The following is a 16,247-nucleotide window of genomic DNA, read 5'->3' on the forward strand; positions in this document are numbered from 1 at the left end:
GCCGCGCGATGAAATTCACCGACATCTTCATTGAACGCCCGGTGCTCGCATCGGTGGTGAGTCTGCTGATCCTCGTGCTCGGCTTGCGCTCGCTCTCCGCGCTGAAAGTCAGCGAATATCCGCAGACCGAAAACGGCGTGGTGACGATCACCACTTCGTATTACGGCGCAAGCGCCGACACGATGGCCGGTTTCATCACGCAGCCGCTCGAATCCGCGATCGCGCAAGCCCAGGGTATCGACTACATGTCGTCGACGAGCAGCACGGGCGTCTCGACGATCACCGCGACGCTGCGCCTGAACTACGACTCGAATCGCGCGCTGACGGAGATCAACACGCAGATCGCGTCGGTGCGCAACCAGTTGCCGCCGCAAGCGCAGCAGCCGGTGCTGACCGTGCAGGTGGGCCAGACCACCGACGCCATGTACATGGGCTTCTACAGCGACGTGCTGCCGAGCAACAACGTCACCGACTATCTGCTGCGCGTCGTAAAGCCAAAGCTCGATTCGATCCAGGGCGTGCAGACGGCGGAAATTCTCGGCGGCCGTCAGTTCGCGCTGCGCGCGTGGCTCGATTCGAACCGGCTCGCCGCGCACAACGTCACGGCCGCCGACGTCTTCACGGCTCTCGGCAACAACAACTATCTGGCAACGCTCGGCACGACCAAAGGCCAGATGATCAGCGTCGACCTGAATGCGGGCACGGACCTGCATTCCGTCGACGACTTCAAGAAGCTCGTCGTCAAGCAGAAGAACGGCGCGATCGTGCGCCTCGAAGATGTCGCGAACGTCGTGCTCGGCGCGGACAACTACGATTTCAACGTCGCGTTCAGCGGCAAGCGTTCGGTGTTCATCGGCATCAAGGTGGCGCCCGACGCGAACGTGCTCGACGTCGCGAAGCGCGTGAAAACGATTTTCCCCGATCTGCAAAAGCAGTTCCCGACAGGCATGACGGGTGACATCGTCTATGACGCAACCGACTTCATCAATACGGCGATCGAAGAAGTGGTGAAGACGCTCGTCGAAGCGCTGCTAATCGTGACGGCCGTGATCTTCCTGTTCCTCGGCAGTTTCCGCGCGGTGATCGTGCCCGTGATCGCGATGCCGCTCTCGCTGATCGGCACGTTCTTCGTGATGCAACTGCTCGGCTATTCGATCAATCTGCTGACACTGCTGGCGCTGGTGCTCGCGATCGGGCTCGTCGTCGACGATGCGATCATCGTGGTCGAGAACGTCGACCGGCATATGAAGGAGGAAGGCAAGCAGCCCTTCGAAGCCGCGCTGATCGCCGCGCGCGAACTCGGCGGACCGATTCTCGCGATGACGGTCGTGCTCGTTGCCGTGTACCTGCCGATCGGTTTCCAGGGCGGACTCACGGGCGCGCTCTTCACCGAGTTCGCGTTCTCGCTGGCGGGCGCGGTGACGGTATCGGGCGTGATCGCGCTGTCTCTTTCGCCGATGATGTGCTCGCGCTTCTTCCGCACGGACCAGGAGTCGGGCCGCTTCGCGCGCTTCGTCGACGGGCAGTTCGAGCGCGTGCATCGCGGCTATGGGCGCCTTCTGCATGCGATGCTCGACACGTGGCCCGTGTTCATCGTGATGGGCGCGCTGCTGTTGTGCGGCACCGTGTATCTCTTCATGACGTCGCAATCGGAGCTTGCGCCGCAGGAGGACCAGGGCATCGTGCTGTCGCAGATCCAGGGGCCGCCGAACGCGACGATCCAGCAGATGCAGACTTACGCGGACCAGGTGTTCGACATCTCGAAGCAGTTGCCCGAGTACTCGCAGATGTTCCAGCTGACGGGCGCGCCGACGCTGAACCAGGGCATCGGCGGCGTGCTCTTCAAGACGTGGGACAAGCGCAAGAAAGGCGCGACGCAATTGCAGCAGGAATTGCAGCAGCAGTGGAACGGCATCGCGGGCGCGCGCGTCGCCGCGTTCCAGTTTCCGCCGCTGCCGGGCGCGCAAGGGCTGCCTGTGCAATTCGTCATCAGCACGACGGAGCCGTTCGAGAACCTCAATGAAGTGTCGCAAGCGGTGCTGCAAAAGGCGCGCGAGAGCGGCATGTTCTTCTTCGTCGACAGCGACCTGAAGATCGACAAGCCCGAAAGCGTGCTGCTCGTCGATCGCGACAAGGTCGCTTCGCTCGGCTTGTCGCAAAGCGATGTCGGGCAGACGCTCGGCGCGGCGCTCGGCGGCAACTACGTCAATTACTTTTCGATCGCGGGCCGCTCGTACAAGGTGATTCCGCAAGTGCTGCAAACGGACCGGCTGAACCCGTCGCAAGTGCTCGACTACTATTTGCGCACGCCCGATGGCAGCGTGATTCCCGCATCGACGGTCACGCATCTGAAGCAGACCATCGTGCCCGAGTCGATCAATCACTTCCAGCAGCTCAATTCGGCGACGATTTCCGGCGTGCTCGCGCCAGGCATCTCGCAAGGCGAAGTGCTCGACTTCCTGCGCAAGGCCACCGCCGACGTCGCGCCGACGGGCTATACGGCCGACTACTCGGGCCTGTCGCGGCAGTTCGTGCAGGAGTCCGGCGGCTTCGTGATCACGCTGCTGTTCGCGACGATCATCGTGTTTCTCGCGCTCGCCGCGCAGTTCGAGAGCTTCCGCGACCCTGTCGTGATTCTCGTGTCGGTGCCGATGGCGCTATTCGGCGCGCTCATCTTCATCAACGTGGGACTCTCGACGCTCAACATCTACACGCAGGTCGGCCTCGTCACGCTGATGGGCCTCGTCAGCAAGCACGGCATTCTGATCGTGCAGTTCGCCAACGAGCTGCAACGCGCGGGACGCGGCAAGCGCGAAGCGCTCGAAGAAGCGGCCGGCGTGCGCTTGCGGCCGATCCTGATGACGACGGCGGCCATGGTTCTGGGCGTGCTGCCGCTCGTGATCGCATCGGGCGCGGGCGCGGCGGGCCGCAACGCGATGGGGCTCGTGATCTTCACGGGGCTGTCGATCGGCACGCTGTTCACGCTCTTCGTGGTACCCGCGATGTATATGTTCCTCGCCGCCGACCATCATCGGGACAGGGAGCATCCGGTGGAGGCCTGAACGATTCGCAGCAGCGATGCGCACGCCTTCACGATAAGCACGCGGCCATTTTTGTCCGCATTTGCCGCGCTATGCGATGCACGGCTATGCTTGCGGATGGTCATCCGCCGTGGCCCTCATGTCACGTCAAATACACAGGAGCATCGATGTTGAGTCCCGGTCTTTTCTTCACAGCAGCGGGCGTGGGTCTCGCGGTCGCGGCGCCCGTCGGTCCGATGGGCATGCTGTGCATTCGCCGCACGCTCACCGATGGTCCGCGCGCCGGTCTCGCGATCGGCTTCGGCATTGCGGGCGGCGATGCGTTCTATGGCCTGATCGCCGCGCTCGGACTCGTGAGCGTGTCGCAGTTCATGCTGGCGTATGACAGGCCACTGCATATCGTCGCGGGGCTCTTTCTGCTGTATCTCGGCATCCGCACGATGTTGCAGAAAGTGCCCGCCGATAATGTAAGCAACAGCGGGAACAACGGCGGCAACGGCGAAGGCAGGCTCGCGGGCATCGGCCATGCGGGCGCGTTGAAGGCTTTCGCGAGCGCATTGCTGCTCACGCTGACCAACCCGCAGACGATCATCATGTTCGCAGCCCTCTTCACGACACTCGCGCCGCGCGGACCGTTTTCGTCGAGCGTCGCCCTCACGACGGTATTGGGCGTGTTTTGCGGATCGGTCGCGTGGTGGTGCTTTCTTGTGACGGCCGTGTCGCTTGCACGTCATGCGATCGGGCACAACCTGCGCGTCGTCATCGACCGCATTGCGGGGTTTGCGCTGGCCGCGTTCGGCGTCGCCGAAGTACGCCGCGCGATCTGACGCGAACGCTTGCATATCGTCAGCAGCAAGCCGGGCCGCCTGCGGGCGGCCTTTTGTTTATCGCGTCGACGTCACGCCCGGGCGAAGCGCGCGCGCCACAAGCCGTCGAGCGAATAGAGCGCGAGCGCGATCCAGATCGCGCCATAGCCGATCAGTTGCACGTGTCCGAACGGCTCCTGATAGATCAGCACGCCAATCAGCAGTTGCAGCGACGGCGTCACGTACTGGATGAGCCCGAGCATCGACAGCGGAATGCGCCGCGCGCCCGCTGCGAACAGCAGCAGCGGCACGGCCGTGATCGGCCCGGCGAGCGCGAGCAGCACCTTCACGCCGAACGACGCGTCGCCGAAACCGCTCGCCCCATGCGACGACGCGACGAACAGATACAGCGCGGCGACAGGAAAAAGAAGCACGGTTTCGAGCGTCAGCCCTTCGAGCGCGCCCAGCTGCGCCGTCTTGCGCAGCAGCCCGTAGCCCGCGAAGCTGAACGCGAGCGCGAGGCTGATCCACGGCGGATGGCCGTTTTCCCACGTGAGCCACAGCACGCCGCACGCTGCAACGGCCACCGAGAGCCACTGCACGCGCCGCAGCCGCTCGCCGAGAAGCATGAAGCCGAACAGCACGTTGATCAGCGGATTGACGAAATATCCCAGGCTCGCCTCGACGATATGCCCCGCGTTGACGGCCCAGATATAGGTGCCCCAGTTCGCCGACAGCAACAGCGCGCTCGCGGCGAAGCGTCCGAGCAGCTTCCGGTCGCGCAGCACGGGGCCGAGCCAGCGCCATTGCTGCCGCACGGCCAGCACGATGAAGAGAAACAGCATCGACCACACCATCCGGTGCGCGAGCATCTCAATGGGGGAAATCTGGTGCAGCGTCTTGAAGTAGACGGGAAAGAGTCCCCATAGGGTGAATGCGAGGACTGCATAGGCGACGCCGTAGTTCATTTTTATCGGTCTGCGGATGGAGAGGCACGGGCAACGCATCGCGCGGCGTGCGTCGTCGGGGCCCCGTGCAAACGCCTCACGACGCGCCCGCGGCGCCCGAAACGCTATTGTAAGCGGGCGGTGGGAGCCGGCATCATTGCGGACATCGGTGAGCATCGGAACGTTGCGCCGCCGGTTTTGCGACAATAGCGGTCTTTCGCCGCGCCGCAGCCCAATGGAACCGCCTGACGGACTGCCCGGGCCCCCGCCTGAAGAACCGCCTTCAGGCACAGCCCGAGCGCGGCTTCTGGCGACTGTACCGGCAAGCCTGCCCGCAACCGAATTCTTTAAGAGACCGTCCGCGGTCCGAGCAATGGCACTTCCCCACATCGATCTCCTGTATTCCGCGTCGGGCCTTTTCGTCGGCTTTCTGGTCGGGCTGACGGGCGTCGGCGGCGGCTCGCTGATGACGCCGATCCTCGTGCTGCTCTTCAACATCCATCCCGCGACGGCCGTCGGCACGGACCTGCTGTACGCGGCCGCGACCAAGGCGACGGGCACGCTCATGCACGGCGTGAAGGGATCGATCGACTGGCAGGTGACGCTGCGGCTGGCGGCGGGCAGCGTGCCTGCCGCGACCGTCACGCTGATCCTGCTGCATCGCTACGGGATGGAATCGCAGCGCGGCGGACATCTGATTTCCGTCGTACTGGGCGTCGCGCTGCTGATCACTGCGATCGCGCTAGTGTTCCGGCCGCAGCTCACCGCGTTCGCGGCCTCTCGCAAGCGCGCGACGGGCCAGGGCAGCACGCTCGCGCTGACGATGCTGACGGGCGCGGTCCTCGGCGTGCTGGTGTCGCTGACGTCGGTGGGCGCGGGCGCGATCGGCGTCACGGTGCTGCTGCTGCTCTACCCGATGCTGCCGACCACGCGCATCGTCGGCTCGGACATCGCGCACGCCGTGCCGCTCACGCTGCTTGCGGGCGCGGGCCACTGGCTGCTCGGGTCGGTCAACTGGTCGCTGCTCGCGTCGCTGCTGGTCGGCTCGATTCCGGGCATCATGATCGGCAGCTATCTGTCGTCGAAGGCACCGGACAAGCTGCTGCGCAACCTGCTCGCGGCGACGCTGACGCTCGTCGGCGTGAAGCTCGTGATGGCGTGATGCGCCGCGTCGCCGCACGCGATGTCTGCACCGCACATCGTGCGCCGCGCCGTGACGATCATTTGAAGAAGCGGCAATTGAGATCGGTTTCGAACTGCCGGATCCAGTGGCCCGCCTGGTCCTCGTGATACGACTGCGCCCAGCCGCCGCGCCGTATCGTCAACAGGCGCGCGTGATGTGAGGCGTCGTCGGGATCATCGGAGGCGGTGATGTCGAAATGCGCGGGCGCAAATCCATGCCGCGCGCAGACCAGTTCGAACGCGGCGCGTTCGCCGATGGGGAGATCGGTGTAAGTGAAGCGGTGTCTGTCCATGGCCGTCGCTCCGGAAGCGTCGATACTTCACAGTACTTCACGCGACGGGTAAACAGTGTGTCACGGCGCACAAGCACGATGGTCCGTCGCGTTTGAACGATGCATGCACGATGCGCCCGACCGGTTGCTTGCAAGGCGCCCTGTGTCCGGCTCCATTCGTGTGCATCGTTGCGACGACATCTCATGCGCGCGTCACACCGCTCGCGGATTTCTGCGCTGACTTTCTGCGCTGACGCGAGCGGTGCGATCGTTGCTACGGCAAGCGGCGCTTCATGAGTTTCATGACCCTGATGCCCTTCACTTGGGCACGTTCACCGCGCCCGCTCCGACCTGAATCGCATTCGCGCCCGGGCTCATCGAGATCGCGGGCAGATTCGCCGTCGTCAATGCAGGCGCAGCACCCGGCGTGCCACCGCGTGGCACCGTGCGGATCACCTGCGACGGCGGCAGCGGCGCGCCGCTCTTCAGGTGATTCCACATCAGGTCGAGTGCCTGGATGTTGTAGTAGTGAACCGGGATGAAGCGCGTGTCGAAGCCGGCCGTGCTCAGGAACGCGTCGAAGTGCTGGCCGTTCATCACTTCATAGAACGACAGCTGGCTCTTCGAACCCTCCGTGATGCTGTTCATCGCCAGATACGCGCGCGATGCGTGATTCACGGGCACGAGGGCGTCGCTGCGTCCCTGCACGATGATGGCCGGCTTGCCGTGCAGATTCGCGGTCACGCGGATCGCGTTGACGTTGTCCTGCATGCGCTGGTCGCCCGTCGTCCACAGCGCGCGCAGACACGCGGCGCCCGTGAAGCTGGCGTCGGGCGTCGCAAGCCGATGGTCCGCGCCGCCAGGCGCCGCCGAGTTGTTGTAGACGAGGTTGATGCCGTTGGTCGGCGGCACGCCGTTGCCGAGGCCGAAGATGGAGAACATCGGCGGCACCGTCGGCGCGACGCCCGCTGCGCCTGTCGCCGCGTTCGTCGTGCCGAAGCTGAAGCCGCACAGATTGTCGACCACGCTCGACTTCGTGTACGCGTTCGCATACGTGACGGCGACAGCGGGCACGGCTTGCGAATCCCACATCGGCGCGTGCAGCAGGTCCGAGTCGGTTTCGTAGCCGGCCGCGTGCAGACGGTTGAGCGCATCGTTGGCCTGACTCGTTTCGTCCGCGCCGCTCACGAAGCCCCCTGCCGCCAGCGACGCGCAGCGCGCCGCGCGGATCGCCTGGGTGGTCGCGAGCGGCAGCGCCGTCAGATACGGCGAGCCCGCCGCCGCCGTCGCGGCCGCCGCGCACGGCTGCAGCATGTTCGCGTAGGTCATGTAGTCGGCCAGCGGCGCGCCCGCTGCGGGAATGGGGACGGCGCCCTCCAGCACCTTCGCCGACGACGCCATGCGCAGATTGATCTGCGGCTCGCCGACGACGACAGCCGTGATCCATCCCTGCGTGTCCTGCTCGGCCGCCGCGAGCGACGCGCCGCCGCCGTTGCTGACGGACGCCGCGATCGTCGTAATGCTGCCGGGGCTGTAGCGCACGCCGTGCTGCTGGCCGTTGTTATCGACGGTCGGCGCGAACTGCTGGTTGAGCGCCCAGTAGGCGAACTGCACGGCTTCGAGCGTGTTCTTGCCCCAGTCCTGCTCGGGGTTCTGCTGCGAGTGCGCGTGCTTGAACGCATAGCGGTTCGGGAAGCCGGTGTTGAACGACGACAGCGCGCTCGACGACACGTTCGCCGTGAAGAGGCTCTTCGTGCCCGCCGCCGTTGCCGCCGCGACCGTGCCGTTCATCAGCGTGACGAGGCTCGTCGCCAGCTCATGCGCGCCGTTGCCGCTGCCCTTGTCGGTGTAGGCGACCGCGCAGCCGCGCTTGAGGCCCCACTCGCCCGCCGCCGAAATCGCGCCGTAGACGCCGCGCGAACCCGACGACGTCGCCGTGACGATGCACGGATTGTTCGGGTCGAACGTCGACGGCACCTGCACCATCAAGGTCACGTTCTGCTGGCCCGTGCCGTTGTCGGCGTAGGCGAGATACTCGGTGCCGGCGATCTTGCCCTCGCCGAGCGTGTCGTTGCCGTTCAGGTCGACGTTGGGCCCCCAGAAGCGCCCATAGCCGCCGTTCGCCGACATATCGACGAGCGCCCGGTAGTTCGACCAGATCGCAAGGCGGCGCAACTCGGCGGGCGTCGGCGCGGCGGAGTTCGCGAACGAAGGCGGCGTCGCCGAGCCGAGGCCCGTCTTGCCGAGGCCGCCCGTCAGCAGGTCGTCGCTGTTGCCGTCATAGGCGGTCGTCGTGACGCTGCTGGACACCACGAATGATGGCAGCGCGTTAGTGGTTGGGTTGTTGTGGTGATCGTCGCCGTGGCCACACGCGGCGAGCAGTATCGCGGACATCGTCGTGCAAAGAGCAGTGGCGGCACGTCTGAACGGCAGTTTCCCTGTCATCGTCGTCTCCAGTGTCTTGTTGTGTCGGCGCCGGGGCTCATCCGCTGCCGTCAGTCGAAGCACGCAGCGGGCGAGCCGACGGCGGCTGCTCCAATGCAAGTTTCGCGCCGAATGCACGGATGTCGCGCCGGACGCGCTGCCGGGCAGGTTCAGAGCGCGTTCGCGCTTTGGATGACCGCGAACGCGAGCCACGCGGACCGTCTTGCGCCGTAGACAATTCACTGGCGACGACACCCGCCGCGCCACGCCTGCATGGCCTGGAATATCGGCCGGCTGCGGCTTTCGAGGCGATCCGCTTGCCGTCTACGCGCGGAGACGGCGGCCGCGCCGTCCCGTTTCGTGGAGAAATGCGGGCCTTCGCGCAGCCGTTTGCCGCGCGCGTCCCCGACTTGCCGAACCTACGCGCCGCGCCAATGCCCGGCAAAACGGTACAAAACCGCGCCAAACAAAAACGGGCTTCCGTTCGGCACGGAAGCCCGCTTGTCATTCTGACCGGTAAGGACGCCGCAAGATGCACGGTACCGCCCGTCGCGCTGCCCGTCGTCCGCCGCCCGCGCCATCCGGACCGCGGTCCCTTGGGCGCCGGCGCGGCCGCATCGATTACTGCTGCCGGACGGTGATCCTGTTCGACACCGAAGTCACGCCATCCACGCCTTTCGTGACTTCGCCAGCCTTCTGGATCTGGTCGTTGTCGGGCGCAGTGCCTGTCAGCGTCACGGCGCCGCCACGGGCGCGGACGTTGATTTTCGACACGTCGATGCCACCCGACTTCTGGAGCGCCGAGCGGACCTTCTTGCCGAGCGCGCGGTTCTCCTTCTTGGCAGCCTTCGAATTGGCGGCGGGCGCTGCCGCCGTCGTGCCGGTGGACGTGGAGTCGCTTGCCTGGGCATACGTGTGGCATGCGACAACCATTGCGACAACACCACCCAGTGCCTTCAGAAAATCGACCGATTTCATGACTTCTCCTTTTTGCTTTGGTTTGGACCGCGTTTGGCTAGCGGCTTGGTTACGACTGCGGGCGACCCGGCTGCACGCGGCGCACAAAGGCGCAACGAGGCAATGGCGGGCCTGGAGCGTTGTCACGGTCTGCGAGAGAGGCATTGGAAGGTGTGCGACGGCCGCGCTACCGATGCGCAGCGGTTCGTGTGCGCTGGCCGTCCGCCGCGCGTCGGCGTCGCGCCCTGGTCTCGTGAGTCCGGCCGGGTCGCGCAGCGCAAACGTTGTTTCGCGGCAGCGATGCCAATGTAATCTAGCCGCGAGAGTTCTGCAAAGGATATCGCGCTTTCGTCGCGCTTCGCGTTGCAACGTCGGGCTTCGTTGCCCTGCGCGCCGGCGATGTCGAATGAATGCCGGCTCACGCTTTGTTACGCGTTTATGCCACCGGGTCCCGGTTGCGCGCGCCGCCGCGCCTTCAATCTCATGTACCATCGGCACGAACGTCGAAACGGGCGGCCGGTATTTGCAGCAGATGCAGCAGGCGGGCGCGAGCTGTTGCGCCCACGAAAGCCCGATCGACATCATTGAGCCAATCTGACCACTTCCTGATCACTACGCATTCCCGTCAATCACCCCGCCCGAAAGGGCGAGGCTGGAAGTTCGAGCCTGATTGACCAGCCTGAGCTGCGGAAGTCTCGCAGCTACGTTGTACGGAAGTTAGAGACACACCCTGGGATGCTTCACTCAGTTCCAGGCTCTGTAACCTGCAGCTGCAGACACGCTTTGGGTAGGCACGAAACGGGCTGCAAGGATGTGCTGCCGTACAACATTGGCGAGGGGAGCGGAGCCGCAAGGCTCCCGTCACGAGGCCCGTAAGGGCACAAGGAGTTGGGATTGGCAGTGTTTGTGTTAGACAAACGAGGCATGCCGTTGATGCCATGCTCCGAGAAGCGCGCGAGGCTCCTGCTCGCGCGCGGTCGTGCCCGGGTGCATCGCGTGATGCCATTTGTGATCCGGCTCACGGACCGAAGGGCCGGGGAGTGCGAGTTTCAGTCCCTGCGGCTGAAGCTCGACCCGGGCAGCAAGGTGACCGGCATGGCACTCGTGCGCGAGCACGACGACGGCGCAGCGATCGTCAACCTGTTTGAGTTGGTGCATCGCGGCCGGCAGATCAGCGAAGCATTGGCACAGCGGCGCGCGTTCCGCCGTCGGAGGCGCGGCGCGAACCTGCGTTACCGCGCCCCGCGCTTCAATAACCGCACCCGCAATACTGGCTGGCTTGCACCGTCGTTGGGGCACCGCGTCGACACGACGATGGCCTGGGTAACGCGATTGATGCGCTGGGCCCCGGTCTCGGCGCTGTCGATGGAGCTGGTGTGCTTCGACATGCAGGCCATGCAGAATCCGGAAATCTCTGGCGTCGAATATCAGCGGGGTGAGTTGGCCGGCTACGAGGTACGCGAGTACCTGCTCGAGAAGTGGGGCCGCACATGTGCCTATTGCGATGGCCACGATGTGCCTTTGCAAATCGAGCACATCGTGGCAAAAGCGCGGGGCGGCTCGAACCGCGTGTCGAACCTGACACTTGCCTGTGAGCCGTGCAACCGCAAAAAGGACGCGCGGGATGTTCGCGAATTCGTGAAGGACAAGGCCCGGCTCGCGCGCATCCTGGCGAAGGCGAAGGCGCCGCTGCGCGACGCGGCGGCGGTGAACAGCACCCGCTGGGCCTTGTTCATCGCGCTGAAGACGACCGGGCTGCATGTCGAGACGGGCAGCGGCGGCCGTACGAAATGGAATCGCACCCGGCTGAAGCTGCCGAAGACGCATGCGCTCGACGCCGCATGTGTCGGCCTGGTCGACGCAATGTCCTGCTCGCCGCGACCGACACTTGAAATCACATGTAATGGGCGCGGAAGTTATCAGCGTACGCGTCTCACGGCGCAAGGCTTCCCGCGCGGCTATCTGACCCGGCAGAAGCGGGTGCGCGGCTTCCAGACCGGCGACCGTGTCCGGGCAGCCGTGCCAACGGGCAAGAAAGCGGGAACTCACATTGGCCGGGTCGCCGTGCGTGCAACTGGCAGTTTCAATATTCAGACGCCGAACGGTGTCGTACAGGGCATCTCGCACCGGCATTGCACCCTTGTGCAGCGGGCGGATGGTTATGGCTATTCAATCGTGCCATCGAGAGAGGAAAGGGAATCAGGGGCTGGCACAACAGCAAGGCGTGCGCCGCACGCCGCGCTATCCCTCCTCGGCATGAATGCCGAGGTTTCCCGCGCAACCAGATGAAGCCTTCCGACGGACCTCCACCGGAACGCACTCCTCGCCGCAAGCCGCCCCATCTCGTCGTCCGCTTCGTGGCGATCTCCTGGCGCGATCTTGCCGTGTCGTTCGGCCCGATCCTGCTGATCAGCGCAATCGCGATCTACATCGCCGTGCGCCTGATCCAGCCCGCGCCGCCCGACACGCTGACGATGGCGGCCGGCCCGAAAGGCAGCACCTTCTGGGTGGCCGCGCAGAAGTACAAGGCCATCCTCGCGCGCAACCGGATCACGCTCAACGTGCTGGAGACGGAAGGCTCCGCCGACAACCTCAAACGTCTGACCGATCCGCACACGGACGTCGACGTCGGCTTCGTGCAGGACGGCATCGCGCCATCGAAGGAGACGATGGACGGGCTGATGTCGCTCGGCAGCGTCGCCTATGTGCCCGTCGCGATCTTCTATCGCGGGGCGATGATCACGCTGCTGTCCGAGTTCAAGGGCAAGCGCGTCGCGATCGGCGCAGAAGGCAGCGGCACGCGCGAACTGGCGCTGCAACTGCTGAAGGCCAACGGCATCACGCCCGACGGCCCGACGAAGCTGCTGCCGCTCTCCGGCGATGACGCCGCCCAGGCGCTGATCGCGGGCAAGATCGACGCGGCCATCCTCACGGGCGACAACGCGCAGCCTCCCGTGATGGGCAAGCTGTATCGCACGGCGGGCGTGCAGTTCTACGATTTCACGCAGGCGGGCGCGTATGCGCGGCGCTTTCCGTACCTGACGCAGCTCGAAATGCCGATGGGCTCGTTCGACCTGGGCAAGAACCTGCCGTCGACGACACTGCACATGATCGCGCCGACGGAAGAACTGGTCGCGCGCGGTTCGCTGCATCCGGCGCTCTCCGATCTGCTGATCGAAGCGGCGCGCGAGGTTCACAGCAAGGCGAGCGTGATGCAGAAGGCGGGCGAATTCCCCGCGCCGCTCGCGCACGACTTCCCGATCAGCGACGATGCCGCCCGCTACTACAAGTCGGGCAAGGGCTTTCTCTACCGCATTCTGCCGTTCTGGCTCGCGAGTCTCGCGGACCGGCTGCTGGTCGTGCTGGTGCCGGTCATCGTCGTGCTGATTCCGGGGCTCAGGCTCGTGCCGTCGCTGTATGCGTGGCGCGTGAAGTCGCGTATCTACCGCTGGTACGGCGCGCTGATCGCGATCGAGCGCGAGGCGCTCAACGATACGTCGGCGGCCGAGCGCGAGGCGCTCGTCGAGCGGCTCGACAAGATCGAAGAATCGGTCAACGGACTGAAGATGCCGCTTGCCTATGCCGATCAGTTCTACGTGCTGCGCGAGCATATCGGCTTCGTGCGGGCGCGCCTCACGCGCGATTCGGAAGCGGCAGCCGCAGCGCGCGACGTGACGGGCGAAGCGCAACCGGCTGAGTCGAACGATTCGACCGGCTCGCCGGACGAGGCACGCACCCATTCCGGTGGCGCGATCAGCCGCGCCGAAGCGCGCGCCGCCAGTCACGAGACTCACGAAGACCAAGAAAGATCGGGCCGCGACGAGTAATCGTTCCCGTGAACGCCTGCTGAAGAGCCGGACGCAACAGCGCCGTTTCATCAAATGATGCGAACGGGGCGTGCTTTGCGTAAGATCGAATCAACCAGAACGGGCTGATGCACGGCATCCGCGACAGCCCGCCGACTCAGGAAACCGGGAGACATCATGACCGATGGCATCGACGCCACGCAGCCACTGTGGTTTTACGACTTTGTCTCACCGTTCTCGTATCTGCTGCTCGAACAACACGACAAATGGCCGGGGCTGCCGTTCGTGTTCACCCCTGTTCAGCTGAACGATCTGTATCGCCACTGGCGACAGCGGATCGCCTACGACGTACCCGCGAAACGCATCTTCACGTACCGCTACGCGCTCTTTCGCGCCGAGCAGCTGGGCATTCCATTCCGGATGCCGCCCGCGCATCCGTTCGACTCGGCCAAGCCGATGCTGCTCGCGACCGCGCTCGGCGCCGATCTGAACACGGTGCGCGAAATCTTCCGCTTCATCTGGCGCGACGGCCGCGATCCGTCGACGGCGGATGGCTTCGCCGCGTTGTGCGAGCGCCTGAACGTGTCCGACGGCGAGGCGTTGATCGCGCGCGAAACGACGCGCGCGCAACTGACCCGCAACGGCACCGACGCGATTGCCATCGGCGTATTCGGCGTGCCGACGTTCTGGCTCAACAAGCAGTTGTTCTGGGGCGAAGACGCGCTGCCGATGGTGCTTTACTGCGCGCGCACGCCGAACTGGCTCGAATCGAAGGAAGTGAAGCGCATCACATCGCTGCCGTCGGGACTCACGAAGGCCTGAGCGGGCGGTGTCAGGTGGCGGGCGACTGCTGCATGGTGGCTTGTCTCGCGCGGCGCTGGCAACGCACGTCGTGCATCGCGTGGCACCTGCAGCGCGACACATGAAGCGCGACATCCGCCGCACGGTGCCATTGAAAGGCGCCTATGACGCGCTGCTCACGGTCCGTGATGCCCGTCATACCGCTTGCGCTATGGTCGTCGCGGGGCAAACGGGCCTAAGGTTATAGCTTCGCGCGTGCGGCGCGATGCTGGCAACGGGATCACTGCCGCGCGCGATGCACAGTTCGATACCGCATTCGAATGCCTTCAACGGGCCTTCCCCGCCCCGCCGATTCATGGACGACAACGCCGCTTCACTCGATATCTGGCTCGTGCGCGTGCTGCGCACGCTGCTCGTCGAGCGCAGCGTCACGCAGACCGCGTTGCGGCTGAACCAGACGCAGCCCGCCATCAGCACTGCGCTGCGCAAGCTGCGCGAAACGCTGAACGATCCGATCCTCGTGCGCGGCAAGTCGGGCATGGTGCCGACGGAATACGGCGAATCGCTGCTCGCTTCCGCGCAGAAAGTGCTGCGCGATGTCGATTTCGTCGCGACGCCTCATGGCGACTTCGATCCGGGGCGCTCGCGCCGCACGTTCCGCATCGCCGCGCCCGATTATCTGAACGACTTCTTCATGCCGACGGTGATCGCGCAGTTCCGCGAGGCGGCGCCGCATGCGCGGCTCGAAATCGAATCGCTCGGGCCGCTGCTCGATCATGCATCCGCGCTCGACGCAGGCGAGCTCGATCTCGTGATCGGCAACTGGCCGAAGCCGGACACGCGCTTCGAGCGCAGCGACCTGTTCTCCGATACCGTCGTGTGCATGATGCGCGCCGATCATCCCCTCGCGAAAGCGCCGCTGACCCGCGACGCGTATCTCGCCGCGCCGCACCTCGCGCCCGCGCACTACAGCGGCGCGCGCGGCGGCGCGATCGACACGGGCTTCAAGCGAGCCAACGCGTCGCGGCGCATCGTCGCCACGCTGCCCTACTTCGGGCTCGTACCGCAGGTGCTGCTGCAATCCGACCTGATCTTCACGACGACGCGCCGCTTCGCGCGGCATTACGCGGAGATGCTGCCGCTTGCCGTCGTCGATGTGCCGATTCCGTTTCCGCGCATCAAGTGCTATCAGATGTGGCATCCGCAGCCGGACCGGCCAAGCGATATCGCGTGGCTGCGCGGATTGATGGCGCAGGTGTCGGAGATGCTGGTGGCGGCGAAGGGGCGGCGGGGGACGAAGTAAAGCGCGGCGAGCTCATTCGCGGATGCTTGCGCGGAGCGAGGCAAACGAAAAAAACAGGCGCGGCAAGAGTCCCCGCCGCGCCCGCTGGAGGAATCGAACGTCGCGTCAAACGCCGATACAGCGCGCGTTCTGAGCGGAGCCGAGATCCGCGAGCGAAACCCGCTGCGTGCGCACTTGCAGCAGTTCGGCGCACACGGCCACTGCAATCGACGGCGGCGCCTTGTCGACGATCCCCGGCACGCCGATCGGACAGGTCATTTCAAAGAGGCGCTCGGCATCGACGCCCCGGTCGATCAAACGACGCTCGAACTTCACGCGCTTTGTCTTCGATCCGATCAACCCGAAGTACGCGAAATCGCGCCGCCGCATGATGCGCTCGGTCAGCGAAAAATCGAGCGCATGATTGTGCGTCATCACAAGGAAGTACGCGCCCGGCGGCGCTTCGTCGACAATGGCAGCGGGCGTGTCGGTCGCTTCGACCTGCACGTTCGCGGGCACTTCGTCGGGGAACAGTTCGTCGCGTTCATCGACCCATTGCACGACGCACGGCAAACGGCCCAGCAGCGCGATCAGCGCATGACCGACGTGGCCCGCGCCAAACAGCACGATATGCATCGGCGGCGGCAACTTCGTCGCGTGGCCGCTGCGTCGGCCGATCTGAACGGGCCTGTCGGAGAAAGACGGAACGCGCGTCATGATGAGCACTGC

At 65.2% G+C, this 16,247-nt stretch carries 12 protein-coding genes; 7 read left to right on the plus strand and 5 right to left on the minus strand.

Annotation, left to right across the window (positions count from 1 at the left end; all coding sequences use genetic code 11):
- Positions 1-8 precede the first annotated feature (8 nt).
- Both AABE10_RS23700 and AABE10_RS23705 read left to right on the plus strand, forming a co-directional pair.
- Positions 9-3,062: an efflux RND transporter permease subunit gene (locus tag AABE10_RS23700; RefSeq protein WP_342935676.1), complete on the plus strand. Its 3,054-nt coding sequence runs from the start codon at positions 9-11 to the stop codon at positions 3,060-3,062.
- A gap of 146 nt (positions 3,063-3,208) precedes the next feature.
- Positions 3,209-3,868, plus strand: a complete 660-nt coding sequence (locus AABE10_RS23705) for a LysE family translocator (RefSeq protein ID WP_342935677.1) — start codon at positions 3,209-3,211, stop codon at positions 3,866-3,868.
- Between the two features lie 71 nt (positions 3,869-3,939).
- On the opposite strand, the gene rarD is transcribed toward AABE10_RS23705, so the two are convergent.
- Complete coding sequence (rarD, locus tag AABE10_RS23710; RefSeq protein WP_342935678.1) at positions 3,940-4,815, minus strand: EamA family transporter RarD; 876 nt, start codon at positions 4,813-4,815, stop codon at positions 3,940-3,942.
- A 352-nt stretch (positions 4,816-5,167) separates the two neighbouring features.
- On the opposite strand from rarD, the gene AABE10_RS23715 reads away from it, so the two are divergent.
- The gene (locus AABE10_RS23715; RefSeq protein ID WP_342935679.1) at positions 5,168-5,956 is read left to right on the plus strand and encodes a sulfite exporter TauE/SafE family protein; all 789 of its coding nucleotides are present in this window, start codon (positions 5,168-5,170) and stop codon (positions 5,954-5,956) included.
- A gap of 58 nt (positions 5,957-6,014) precedes the next feature.
- Here the strand turns inward: AABE10_RS23715 and AABE10_RS23720 are convergent, their stop codons facing one another.
- The 3 genes from AABE10_RS23720 to AABE10_RS23730 all read right to left on the minus strand — a co-directional run bounded on the left by AABE10_RS23720 (position 6,015) and on the right by AABE10_RS23730 (position 9,650).
- Positions 6,015-6,269 (minus strand): hypothetical protein, encoded by a 255-nt coding sequence (locus AABE10_RS23720; protein WP_342935680.1) that lies wholly within the window; start codon positions 6,267-6,269, stop codon positions 6,015-6,017.
- Between the two features lie 297 nt (positions 6,270-6,566).
- A complete protein-coding gene (locus AABE10_RS23725; RefSeq protein ID WP_428983380.1) occupies positions 6,567-8,642 on the minus strand; it encodes a D-(-)-3-hydroxybutyrate oligomer hydrolase in 2,076 nt (691 codons plus the stop codon).
- Between the two features lie 651 nt (positions 8,643-9,293).
- Entirely contained in the window at positions 9,294-9,650 is a 357-nt protein-coding gene (locus tag AABE10_RS23730; protein ID WP_342935682.1) for a BON domain-containing protein, read from the minus strand.
- Between the two features lie 873 nt (positions 9,651-10,523).
- On the opposite strand from AABE10_RS23730, the gene iscB reads away from it, so the two are divergent.
- The 4 genes from iscB to AABE10_RS23750 all read left to right on the plus strand — a co-directional run bounded on the left by iscB (position 10,524) and on the right by AABE10_RS23750 (position 15,539).
- Positions 10,524-11,918: an RNA-guided endonuclease IscB gene (iscB, locus tag AABE10_RS23735; RefSeq protein WP_342935683.1), complete on the plus strand. Its 1,395-nt coding sequence runs from the start codon at positions 10,524-10,526 to the stop codon at positions 11,916-11,918.
- On the plus strand, positions 11,915-13,456 hold the full coding sequence (locus AABE10_RS23740) for a TAXI family TRAP transporter solute-binding subunit (RefSeq protein ID WP_342935684.1): 1,542 nt from the start codon (positions 11,915-11,917) through the stop codon (positions 13,454-13,456). Before iscB ends, AABE10_RS23740 begins: the two co-directional genes overlap by 4 nt.
- Before the next feature lie 156 nt (positions 13,457-13,612).
- Positions 13,613-14,257, plus strand: a complete 645-nt coding sequence (locus tag AABE10_RS23745; RefSeq protein WP_342935685.1) for a 2-hydroxychromene-2-carboxylate isomerase — start codon at positions 13,613-13,615, stop codon at positions 14,255-14,257.
- A 334-nt stretch (positions 14,258-14,591) separates the two neighbouring features.
- Positions 14,592-15,539 carry a LysR substrate-binding domain-containing protein gene (locus AABE10_RS23750; RefSeq protein ID WP_342935686.1) on the plus strand — a complete coding sequence of 316 codons (948 nt, stop codon included), beginning with the start codon at positions 14,592-14,594 and terminating at the stop codon, positions 15,537-15,539.
- Positions 15,540-15,644: 105 nt separating this feature from the next.
- Here AABE10_RS23750 and xdhC read toward each other — a convergent pair whose 3' ends face one another.
- On the minus strand, positions 15,645-16,235 hold the full coding sequence (xdhC, locus tag AABE10_RS23755) for a xanthine dehydrogenase accessory protein XdhC (RefSeq protein ID WP_342935687.1): 591 nt from the start codon (positions 16,233-16,235) through the stop codon (positions 15,645-15,647).
- Positions 16,236-16,247: the final 12 nt, after the last annotated feature.

The organism is Paraburkholderia diazotrophica, assembly GCF_038900755.1.
In the GTDB taxonomy this organism is placed as follows: Bacteria; Pseudomonadota; Gammaproteobacteria; order Burkholderiales; family Burkholderiaceae; genus Paraburkholderia; species Paraburkholderia diazotrophica_A.